Raw genomic sequence first — 10,236 nt, 5'->3', positions numbered from 1 at the left:
TCCCACGGGTGGGTACGGGCTCGGGGCCTCGGGGCCCGGCCCGTGCGCGGGGATCTACGAGGCGATGTACGGGCTGACCCCGGACGGCAAGCAGAACCTGAGGAAGGCCATGATGCCCATGCCGCAGGTGGCGCTGCCGCAGATCCTGTCCGACGGTTCCATCGACGCGCCGACGGTCAAGCCGTACGTACCGCCGAAGGTCGTCCCGGACGGCGGCGTGGTCGCGCCGGACGGCACGCAGGCGGATCCGGACGACCCCGAGGCCGACGCGGACGACCCCGGCGATCCGGACACCGCCCAGGTCGCGGCCAACCCGCCCGCCGCCGCCGGCCCACCCGCGCTTCCCGCACTGCCCGCCCCCACACTGTCCGCTCGGAGGGACTGAGCCATGGCCGGTACAAGTGGCTTCTCCGTCTCCGGATACGGACCCGAGCGCGGCACCTGGGCCAGGCTCGCCGCCCGCGACTCCCTGGTTCGCAGGCTCGACTGGCCGCTGCTCTTCTCGTCCCTGCTGCTCTCACTCATCGGCTCGCTGCTGGTGTGGTCGGCGACGCGCAACCGTACCCAGCTCAACCAGGGCGACCCGTACTACTTCCTGCTGCGTCACCTGCTCAACACCGGCATCGGGATCGCCCTGATGATCGCCACGATCTGGCTGGGCCACCGCACGCTGCGCGGCGCGGTGCCGGTGCTCTACGGGCTCTCCGTCCTGCTCGTCCTGCTGGTCCTCACCCCGCTCGGCTCCACCATCAACGGCGCGCACGCCTGGATCGTGATCGCCGGCTTCTCGCTCCAGCCCTCCGAGTTCGTGAAGGTCACGATCATCCTGGGGATGGCGATGATCCTGGCGTCCCGGGTGGACGCGGGGGACCAGGAGCATCCGGACCACCGGACCGTCGTCAAGGCCCTCGCCATCGCGGTGCCCCCGATGGCGATCACCATGCTGATGCCCGACCTCGGCTCCGTGATGGTCATGGTGGTCATCGTGCTCGGCGCGCTGCTCGCCTCCGGCGCCCCCAAGCGCTGGATCTTCGGCCTGGTCGGCGCCGGGGTGATCGGTGCTGTCCTGGTGGCCGCGCTCGGGGTGCTCGACACGTACCAGATCAACCGTTTCGCCGCCTTCGCCAACCCGGATCTGGACCCGGCGGGCGTCGGCTACAACACCAACCAGGCCCGTATCGCCATCGGCTCCGGCGGGCTCACCGGTACCGGGCTCTTCCACGGCTCGCAGACCACCGGGCAGTTCGTGCCCGAGCAGCAGACGGACTTCGTCTTCACCGTGGCCGGTGAGGAGCTGGGCTTCGCGGGGGCGGGGCTGATACTGCTCCTGCTCGGCGTCGTGCTGTGGCGCGCCTGCCGGATCGCCCGGGAGACGACCGAGCTGTACGGCACGGTCGTGGCGGCCGGGATCATCGCCTGGTTCGCCTTCCAGGCGTTCGAGAACATCGGCATGACGCTCGGGATCATGCCGGTCGCCGGTCTGCCGCTGCCGTTCGTGTCGTACGGAGGCACGTCGATGTTCGCCGTCTGGATAGCGGTGGGGCTGCTCCAGTCGATCCGGGTGCAGCGGCCGATGTCGGCCTGACCTCGCACGTACTCCGACGTCCTCGCACGTCCTCGTAGGTCCTCCACTGATGCCGCCGTATCCCGTACGGCGGCATCGGCATGATTGGACCGGCTCATGGCGGTTAGATTCGATACATGGCGGACACCAAGCGAGAGATCGAACGGAAGTACGAACTCCCCGAGTGGCCGGACGCCGACACCCCACCGAGGCTGCCGGATCTGACCCGCGTACGCGGAGTCTCGTCCCTCACCGACAAGGGCGTCGTCGAACTCGACGCCGTCTACTACGACACCCCTGACCTGCGCCTGGCGGCGGACTCCGTCACGCTCCGGCGCAGAACGGGAGGCGCCGACGAGGGCTGGCACCTCAAGTTCCCGGTCTCCACCGGTATCCGTGACGAGATCCAGGCGCCGCTCGCCGAGACCCTGCCCGACGAGCTGGCCCGGCTGCTGCGCTCCCGCGTCCGGCGCGGCGAACTCGCCCCCGTCGTCCGGCTGCGCTCCTCCCGCGCCCTGAGCCACCTGCTCGACAGCAAGGGCCGGCCGCTCGCCGAGGTGAGCGTGGACACGGTCAGCGGCCGGCGCTTCACCGGGGACGCCGTACAGCTCACCTCCTGGACCGAGGTCGAGGTGGAGCTCGCCGACGGCGCCGACCCCGCGCTCCTCGACGCGGTGGAGAAGCAGCTCCGCAAGGCCGACGTACGCCCCGCTTCCGCCCCGTCGAAGCTGGCGAGGGCGCTGGGCGAGGCCGTACCCCGGAAACCGGGGGACAGGGCGGGGCGCCCGCCGGTCACCGCCGGCGACCATGTGCTCGCCTACCTGCGGGAGCAGGCGGACGCGATCGTCCGCCGCGACACGGAGGTACGCCGCGACCTGCCCGACTCCGTACACCAGTTGCGGGTCGCCACCCGGCGGATGCGCTCGGCCTTTCGCTCGTACCACAAGATCCTCGACAAGTCGCTGACAGGACCGCTCGCCGACGAGCTGAAGTGGCTCGCGGGAGAGCTGGGCGTGGACCGCGACCAGGAGGTCCTGGAGACCCACCTGACGTCCCGGATCGACGCGGTGGACCGGGCGCTGCTCCTCGGGCCCGTACGCGCCCGTATGCAGATCTGGGGCATGGCGGAGCGGGTCGACTCACGGAACAGGACGCTCGCCGCACTCGACAGCGACCGCTATCTGGCGCTGCTCGACGCGATCGACGCGCTGCTCGCCGACCCGCCGCTGCGGAAGGCGGCGGCCGGGAAGCCGGCGAAGGTGCTGCCGAAGGCGATCCTCAAGGACTACGACCGGCTCGCCGGCCGGATCGAGTACGCGCTGGCGCTCGCTCCCGGCACCGATCGCGATGTGGCGCTGCACAACGCGCGCAAGGCGGCGAAACGCGCACGGTACGCGGCCGACGCCGGGCGCCCCGCCCTCGGCACCCCGGCGAAGCACCTCTCCAAGCGGATGAAGGCCGTGCAGAGCGTGCTCGGCGAGCACCAGGACAGTGTGGTGGCCCGTGCGGAGCTGCGCTCCCTGGCGATCCAGGCGCACGCGGCGAACGAGACCGCGTTCACCTGGGGCCTGCTGTACGGGCAGGAGGAGGCGCGCGCCGAGGACCGCGAGCGCGAACTGCCCAGGGTGTGGGCGGAGTCGTCGGCCCGGAAATGGCGGGCGGCGCTGGGCGGCTGACCACCGGGGTAGGCTGGATGGCCACCTGTACCGGCCGTCCGAGCCGCCCGTTGTCCCTTGCCAGCCCACGAAAGTCGCCGTGTGATGTCTGTCGAATCGGTCTTCCCGCAGCTCGAAGCTCTGCTCCCGCATGTGCAGAAGCCGATCCAATATGTCGGCGGTGAACTGAACTCCACGGTCAAACCGTGGGACGAGTGCGATGTGCGCTGGGCGCTGATGTACCCCGACGCGTACGAGGTCGGGCTGCCCAACCAGGGCGTCATGATCCTGTACGAGGTGCTGAACGAACGCGAGGGCGTCCTCGCCGAGCGCACGTACAGCGTCTGGCCCGACCTCGAGGCGCTGATGCGGGAGCACAAGGTCCCGCAGTTCACGGTGGACGCGCACCGCCCGGTCAAGGCCTTCGACGTCTTCGGCCTGAGCTTCTCGACCGAGCTGGGTTACACCAACATGCTGACGGCGCTGGACCTCGCGGGCATCCCGCTGGAGTCCAGGAACCGCACGCTCGACGACCCGATCGTGCTCGCCGGCGGCCACGCCGCCTTCAACCCCGAGCCGATCGCGGAGTTCGTCGACTGCGTGGTCATCGGCGACGGCGAGCAGGCCGTCCTGGAGATCACCGAGATCGTCAGGGCCTGGAAGGCGGAGGGCCGCCCCGGCGGCCGCGAGGAGGTCCTCCTCCGGCTCGCGAAGACCGGCGGGGTGTACGTCCCGGGCTTCTACGACGTCGAGTACCTGGCCGACGGCCGTATCGCCCGCGTGGTACCGAACAGGTCCGGCGTGCCGTGGCGGGTGTCCAAGCACACCGTGATGGACCTCGACGAGTGGCCGTACCCGAAGCAGCCGCTCGTACCGCTCGCCGAGACCGTCCACGAGCGCATGTCCGTGGAGATCTTCCGCGGCTGCACCCGGGGCTGCCGCTTCTGCCAGGCGGGCATGATCACCCGCCCGGTGCGCGAGCGCAGCATCACCGGCATCGGCGAGATGGTCGAGAAGGGCCTGAAGGCGACCGGCTTCGAGGAGGTCGGCCTGCTCTCGCTCTCCTCGGCGGACCACAGCGAGATCGCCGACATCGCCAAGGGCCTCGCCGACCGGTACGAGGAGGACAAGGTCGGCCTGTCGCTGCCCTCCACCCGGGTCGACGCGTTCAACGTCGACCTGGCCAACGAGCTGACCAGGAACGGCCGCCGGTCGGGCCTCACCTTCGCCCCCGAGGGCGGCTCCGAGCGGCTGCGGAAGGTCATCAACAAGATGGTCTCGGAGGAGGACCTGATCCGTACGGTCTCCACCGCGTACGGCAACGGCTGGCGGCAGGTGAAGCTGTACTTCATGTGCGGCCTGCCCACCGAGACCGACGAGGATGTCCTCCAGATCGGTGACATGGCGGTCAAGGTCATCGCCGAGGGCCGCAAGATCTCGGGCCAGAACGACATCCGCTGCACGGTCTCGATCGGCGGCTTCGTACCCAAGCCGCACACCCCGTTCCAGTGGGCCCCGCAGCTCAGCGCCGAGGAGACCGACGAACGCCTCGGCAAGCTCCGCGACAAGCTCCGCGCCGACAAGAAGTACGGCCGCTCGATCGGCTTCCGCTACCACGACGGCAAGCCCGGCATCGTGGAGGGCCTGCTCTCCCGCGGCGACCGCCGCATCGGGGCCGTGATCCGCGCGGTGTACGAGGACGGCGGCCGGTTCGACGGCTGGCGCGAGTACTTCAACTACGACCGCTGGATGGCCTGCGCCGAGAAGACGCTCCCGGAAACGGGCGTGGACGTCGCCTGGTACACGACGCGCGAGCGCACGTACGAGGAGGTCCTGCCCTGGGACCACCTGGACTCCGGCCTCGACAAGGACTGGCTCTGGGAGGACTGGCAGGACGCGCTCGACGAGACGGAGGTCGAGGACTGCCGCTGGACCCCGTGCTTCGACTGCGGGGTGTGCCCGCAACTGGACCTGGACATCCAGGTGGGCCCGACGGGCAAGAAGCTGCTGCCGCTGACGGTGGTCAAGTAGGTCTGACCCGCGAGATGCGGAGCGATGCGCCCCGGCCGTCCGTCATGGGAAACGACGGGCGGCCGGGGCGTCTCGATCTCCGCGGTCGGGTTCCTGTCGTCAGCCCTACCTTAGGAACGTGGCGCTCGGTTCACTCACCTGACATGCCCCGGTAAGTGGCCCAGGACCGGGCGGCCTCAGCCATGGCCCTGACCCACGAGGCATCGGGCTTGCGCTCGGCGAACGCGCGGTGCATACGCAGCGTGGCCGCGGCGAACGCGTCGATCGCTTTCGGGTCCGCGTTCGCCCAGGCCGCGCAGCCGGACGCCCAGGACTCGGCGCACTCGGCACTCTGTCCCGCCGAGATCAGTTGCACCACCAGACAAGCCGGGTCGATGAACGCCGCACCGTGGGTGGGCCACGACCAGTCGACCGCCCATGTGCCCTCATCCCCGATCATCAGGTTGCTCGGGTTGATGTCGGTGTAGAGCAGGGCTTCGCCTTCGAAGAGAGAGGCGTCCGCCTCATCCGCGGCGAAGCGGTTCCAGCGAGTCTCGGGCCAGCCGCCGGCCACTGCCGGTAGATCCAGTTCTCCGATCCGGTTGATCGTGTCAACGATCGCGGGAAGATCGGGTGAGCCGGGGGCGAAATCAGACTTCCGCCCGTCGACCCGATCGAAGCCGAGTGCGAGCCATGTGTCATCTTCCGCGTGCCATCGCAGAGGCGGAGAGATGGGACACACGGCCGGGTTGATCAGCTTTTCCCGGATGATCGAGTCACGCCGGCCTCCGGGTCGGTTGCGTACGGCCTTGACGAAGAACCGACCCTTCTCGCACTCGACGAGGGCTGTGACATCCGAGCTGAACCCACGCGAGGTCGGCTGAAAGCCCGTCAGGTCTCCTGTGTGCGGGTGGAGCAGGGTCCAGAACTCCGGCCCTGGATCGTTGCGAGTCATGAGGTCTTCAGTTCCTCGGGCTGCATTCAGTGCCCGGGAAGCCGGGGCTGCATTCGTCGTCGTTGTCGTCGTCGTTGTCGTCATCATCATCGTCACCCCCGGCTTCAGCCCGGATGGACGTGTTGGCACGCTTCATGGCGCTGCCGGTGAGGATAGCCGCGAGTGGGGTGTCCTTGACATTGCCGAAGCCCATCCAGCCGGAGAAGACGCATGGGGACACCTCGCCGGTGGGACCGATGGCGGCTCTGCCAACGCCGCACCGGCCACAGAGGTTGGCCACGTCCGGAGCTTGATCCTGCTTACCCCGTCCGAAGGGCCGGATGCGGTCGACGCCGATCTTGGCTACGCCCAGGGTCTCAAGGTCACGTCGCACGGCACCGGCGTCACGCCCCTTGTCCGTGATGATCCCAACACGCAAAGGGATGTCGAGCCTGACCGCCTTTTCGATGTTCGCCCGTGTCCGGCGATGACTCGGGCGGTTGGTCATCACGTCGTGCTCCTCGGCCCGGTCCGAGTAGTAGGACGTGGCGAGGGTGAGCCCCTGACGCTGGAACAGCTCCCAGCATTCGGCCGAGACATGTACCAGATTGCTGTAGACCTCAACTCCCAGGCCGATGTTCAACGCGTGGTCGACCAGGTCGGCGAAGGCCGGGTGCATGGTCGGCTCCCCACCGATGAACTGGACGTTCCGCACACCACAGGAGGCGGCCTGGTCCAAGACTCCGATCCAGTCGTCGCGGGTCATGGTGCCGTGGGTACCGTCTGGCCCCGACTCGTTGTAGCAGTGGGTGCATTCGAGCTGACACTTGCGCGTCAGGTCCAGCCACAGAAGGCGAGTAGTGGTCCGCTCGCTCTGTAACGCTTCAATGGACGTTGCCATAGCACGCCCCTCTTCGTTGACTGGTTGTGCTTTCGGTGGCTCCAGGGTGTTCCCCTCGAAGCCAGGAAAAGCCGTGGGAGCGGGGCGGGCGGAGGCAACCGCGCTTCGCCTCATGTGATCAGCCCTTTCCGCTGCTGCTCGTGGAGTCTGCCGATCGCTCGTAGCTGGCACTGCTCGTAATCGGTTGACCTGGCGCAGCGAGACCCAGCGGCTCTGCCAGGTGAGGCCGGTGGGGCGCGACAAGTTCGCCAGCGGGCCGACGAAGTCGTCGATCACACCGACCCGCTGCTGAGAGTGGTCGTACACGACCATGCCGATACACAGTCCCGCCGGCGCGGGCGAGGACACTCGGCGTCGCGGAGGTCCGCGCCAACCCAAGAGGTCACCTCGGGGCGCCGGTCGGTCGAGCGACGGTGCGGGCAGTTCCCCAGCTCGCTGTTACGGTGCCGCACGGTCCGCACGTCCCCCTTGGCGCGCGCCTTCTCGCGCTCATTGACGAGTGCGGCACACACGCCGCATCCCGCCACGGCGAGCGGTCGAGCGGCAGGTCCCGGGCGGCCGAGGCCGCAGTGTCCCGCGGGAGTAATGGCCCGATTGCACATAACCCACTGCTCGCCGGGGTGCCGGGCGGCGGGTTCGCCGCAGCCGTCCGTGCGTCCACACGATTGGCTGTCGCTTCCACCAGAGTCGGGGCTTCGCCCTGAGCCGACCGGTTGGTTTCGGTCTGCTGGTTGCTCACCATGAATGGGAAGCTACGGAAGCTGTCCGTAGTCGACCAGACACAGAACAGTGTGCACTTCTGGCGATGCTTCGTCAGAAGTGCACTGGGACCATGCGGTTACGCGAAGACGCCCAGGTGAGCGCCTACCTCGCGCATCTCCGCAGTGAGCGTGCGGCGCTTCTTCGTCACTTCTTCGAAGGTGATCGCCGCGGACGACTGGTGACGGAACCACTCGGGTGCGATCTGATCCAGGCGCGTCAATTCATCCATGGCGGCCGTTGGGTCGCCTGTGCGAACCTGAGCGCGAGCCAGGTCCAGGCGGTAACGATTCCCGTCGTTGGTACTCGGCCCGCCGAGTCGCTTCCAGGACTTCTCCTGGAGAGCTTCCTGCTCGTCTGCCTTCCGGACGACTGATCGCGCGTCTCCTGCGATCATGAAGTCTTCGAGTTCCTTCATGGAAGCGGTGACCGGCCCGAACATTGACCAGTGGCGCAGCAGATTCCTGTGCGTCGTACCGATCGCCTTCGCGGCAGTGCCGGCGGCCTTACGGAACGCCTTTGCCTCCTGCGGACGGTTGTTGCGTACTGCGGCAGCGGCGGCTTCCATGGCTAGACCGCCCCACGTCGCGTACTCGTCGGGCGTAGCGCCCGTGATCTTCGGCTCGACCAGATCCATCGTGGCGACGGCGACGTCCTCGGCCTCGTCGAAGCGCTCGGTGCGCACCAGGAGCCAGCACATCCCGCCGACCCCGGAGCCGGCGACGAGCGAGTTCCCTGCCGCCTTGGCGTCCTCGATGGCTCCCCTCGCCGCCGCGTGGGCGAGGTCGTACTGTCTGATCTGCGTCAGGTACCGGCCCACCAGGTTGAGGGCTTGGGAGCGCGCCACGAGCGCCTTTGCCTGGTCCTCTCCTGAGTCGTAGTACGCCACCGCATCGTTCGCGGCCCTGATGAGGACGGGCAGATCGGCCGCGACGCTCTTGTAGCTGTCTTCGAAGTAGAGGACCGAGTTGTCGTGCGTCATGCGTCGCAGACGGCGGAGATCCGGTTCTTGGCCGACCGGCGCGACCGTAGAAGCAAGGCTGATCGCCGGCGTAAGCGCGATACGCAGCTCGCGCAGGTTCAGGCTATTTGGATCCCTGTGGCTCACTGGCTCCGGCGCTCCGGCGGCCATGAGGTCCGACGTCTTCACGCCCACCGCACGAGCGATGGCGTGGAGCGTCTCCATTCGTACGCCGTCGTAGCCCTGTTCGATCCGTCGAATGGGGCCGACTGAAAGATTGGCACGGTGCGCAAGCTGCTCCTGGCTGAGCCCCGCAGCGCGCCGGTATTTCCTTACGTTATGGGCAAGTTCATCCGACATACGCCACCACCTTCCGTTTTCCAGCGTACGCCGCGAAGGTCGCAACTCGACTTCTCAGTTACTCGGCTGATGCGCCGTCAAGAATGTGAGTGGTCAAGGTAGTAAGGAGGATCCTCGATGCGCGCTCTCCGCCGAAGATGGCCGTCGAATCGGGGCGGTGTCGGGTGGTGGGGCACGGCACAATGGGTCGATGCCCCAGTTGACCGCTCCCGACGTCCGGGTTCACGCCTCCTTTCTTGTCGCCATGAAGGAGTTCGTCGAGGAGGACGCCGACGAACGGTCGCTGCTCGCCCATGAGATGGCGCTGTACGCGGACAGTTGGCACCGGCCCGAGGTCTTCGCCGCGTATGTGGCCCGGCTGCGGGCCGAGCGGCTGGAGGAGACGCCGCGAATCGAGGGGTGGGTGCCGGGGACCACCCTCTGGTACGTGGAGGGTGACGCGTTTCTCGGGCGGCTCGCGATCCGGCACCGGCTCAACCCGTATCTGCGGGAGTTGGGCGGCCACATCGGCTATGCCGTACGGCCCGGGGCCCGTAGGCAGGGGCACGCGACCGCCATGCTCTCCGCTTCGCTGCCCGTCGCGCGGGGGCTCGGGATCGAGTCCGTCCTCGTCACGTGCGACACCACCAACATCCCCTCGCGCAAGGTGATCGAGGCGGCCGGTGGTGTCTTTGAGGACCAGCGCGGCGGAAAGCTGCGTTTCTGGATCCGAACGGACGTCTGACGCGTCCTGGCTGATATGGAATCGGACAACTCGCCCCGGGCGTACGGGGCTCATCAGGCACCGGCCGGGTATGAGCCGGGCGAGGGCTGTCTGACCGCCGCCGTCAGGATCCCGGTGCGGATCGTGGTGCTGGTCTTCGTGCTGCCCGTACGGATGGTGTGGGATCTGCTGACCGCCGCGTCCCGCGGGCTGCACCGTGTGGCGCTGCGGCCGCTCGGCCGGGCGCTGGCATGGGCGCTGGTGTGGCTGGCGAAGGCGTTGCTGGTGTGGCCGTGGGTGGGGCTATGGCGGTACGTGGTGGTGCCGGTGGTGATGTACGGGCTGGTGGTGCCGGTGGTGTGGGTCTACCGGAGTCTGCTCACCCCGCT

7 protein-coding genes and 2 pseudogenes are annotated in these 10,236 nt (G+C 68.3%); 6 read left to right on the top strand and 3 right to left on the bottom strand.

Annotation, left to right across the window (positions count from 1 at the left end; genetic code table 11):
* The 4 genes and pseudogenes from QR77_RS11350 to QR77_RS11335 all read left to right on the top strand — a co-directional run.
* Positions 1-385 (top strand): annotated as a pseudogene (locus QR77_RS11350) (hypothetical protein); the annotation flags it as partial.
* Positions 386-388: 3 nt separating this feature from the next.
* Positions 389-1,585 (top strand): rod shape-determining protein RodA, encoded by a 1,197-nt coding sequence (rodA, locus tag QR77_RS11345; RefSeq protein WP_040021410.1) that lies wholly within the window; start codon positions 389-391, stop codon positions 1,583-1,585.
* Between the two features lie 116 nt (positions 1,586-1,701).
* Positions 1,702-3,240 carry a CYTH and CHAD domain-containing protein gene (locus QR77_RS11340; RefSeq protein ID WP_040021409.1) on the top strand — a complete coding sequence of 513 codons (1,539 nt, stop codon included), beginning with the start codon at positions 1,702-1,704 and terminating at the stop codon, positions 3,238-3,240.
* An 84-nt stretch (positions 3,241-3,324) separates the two neighbouring features.
* Positions 3,325-5,250, top strand: coding sequence for a TIGR03960 family B12-binding radical SAM protein (locus QR77_RS11335; protein WP_173476291.1), 1,926 nt, complete (start codon positions 3,325-3,327; stop codon positions 5,248-5,250).
* A 130-nt stretch (positions 5,251-5,380) separates the two neighbouring features.
* Here the strand turns inward: QR77_RS11335 and QR77_RS11330 are convergent, their stop codons facing one another.
* From QR77_RS11330 to QR77_RS11320, 3 genes are all read right to left on the bottom strand, one after another.
* Positions 5,381-6,274: a phosphotransferase gene (locus tag QR77_RS11330; RefSeq protein ID WP_236711095.1), complete on the bottom strand. Its 894-nt coding sequence runs from the start codon at positions 6,272-6,274 to the stop codon at positions 5,381-5,383.
* Positions 6,192-7,376, bottom strand: coding sequence for a radical SAM/SPASM domain-containing protein (locus tag QR77_RS11325; protein ID WP_236710603.1), 1,185 nt, complete (start codon positions 7,374-7,376; stop codon positions 6,192-6,194). The genes QR77_RS11330 and QR77_RS11325 overlap by 83 nt, the downstream gene beginning before the upstream one ends.
* 526 nt (positions 7,377-7,902) lie before the next feature.
* Entirely contained in the window at positions 7,903-9,144 is a 1,242-nt protein-coding gene (locus QR77_RS11320) for a helix-turn-helix transcriptional regulator (protein WP_040021404.1), read from the bottom strand.
* A gap of 190 nt (positions 9,145-9,334) precedes the next feature.
* Here QR77_RS11320 and QR77_RS11315 point away from each other — a divergent pair, with 190 nt between their 5' ends.
* Positions 9,335-9,868, top strand: a complete 534-nt coding sequence (locus QR77_RS11315; protein WP_040021403.1) for a GNAT family N-acetyltransferase — start codon at positions 9,335-9,337, stop codon at positions 9,866-9,868.
* Positions 9,869-9,883: 15 nt separating this feature from the next.
* Positions 9,884-10,236: pseudogene (locus QR77_RS45000) on the top strand (hypothetical protein); the annotation flags it as partial.

Origin of the sequence: Streptomyces sp. 150FB (genome assembly GCF_000818195.1) — a bacterium.
GTDB lineage: Bacteria > Actinomycetota > Actinomycetes > Streptomycetales > Streptomycetaceae > Streptomyces.
The sequence above is the reverse complement of the archived record's forward strand: the minus strand, read 5'-3'. Positions and strand labels throughout refer to the sequence as shown.

Coding starts and splice junctions, on each gene's coding strand:
- rodA (WP_040021410.1), top strand. CDS start 389: ATGGCCGGTACAAGTGGCTTCTCCGTCTCCGGATACGGACCCGAGCGC.
- QR77_RS11340 (WP_040021409.1), top strand. CDS start 1,702: ATGGCGGACACCAAGCGAGAGATCGAACGGAAGTACGAACTCCCCGAG.
- QR77_RS11335 (WP_173476291.1), top strand. CDS start 3,325: ATGTCTGTCGAATCGGTCTTCCCGCAGCTCGAAGCTCTGCTCCCGCAT.
- QR77_RS11330 (WP_236711095.1), bottom strand. CDS start 6,274: ATGATGATGACGACAACGACGACGACAACGACGACGAATGCAGCCCCG.
- QR77_RS11325 (WP_236710603.1), bottom strand. CDS start 7,376: ATGGTCGTGTACGACCACTCTCAGCAGCGGGTCGGTGTGATCGACGAC.
- QR77_RS11320 (WP_040021404.1), bottom strand. CDS start 9,144: ATGTCGGATGAACTTGCCCATAACGTAAGGAAATACCGGCGCGCTGCG.
- QR77_RS11315 (WP_040021403.1), top strand. CDS start 9,335: ATGCCCCAGTTGACCGCTCCCGACGTCCGGGTTCACGCCTCCTTTCTT.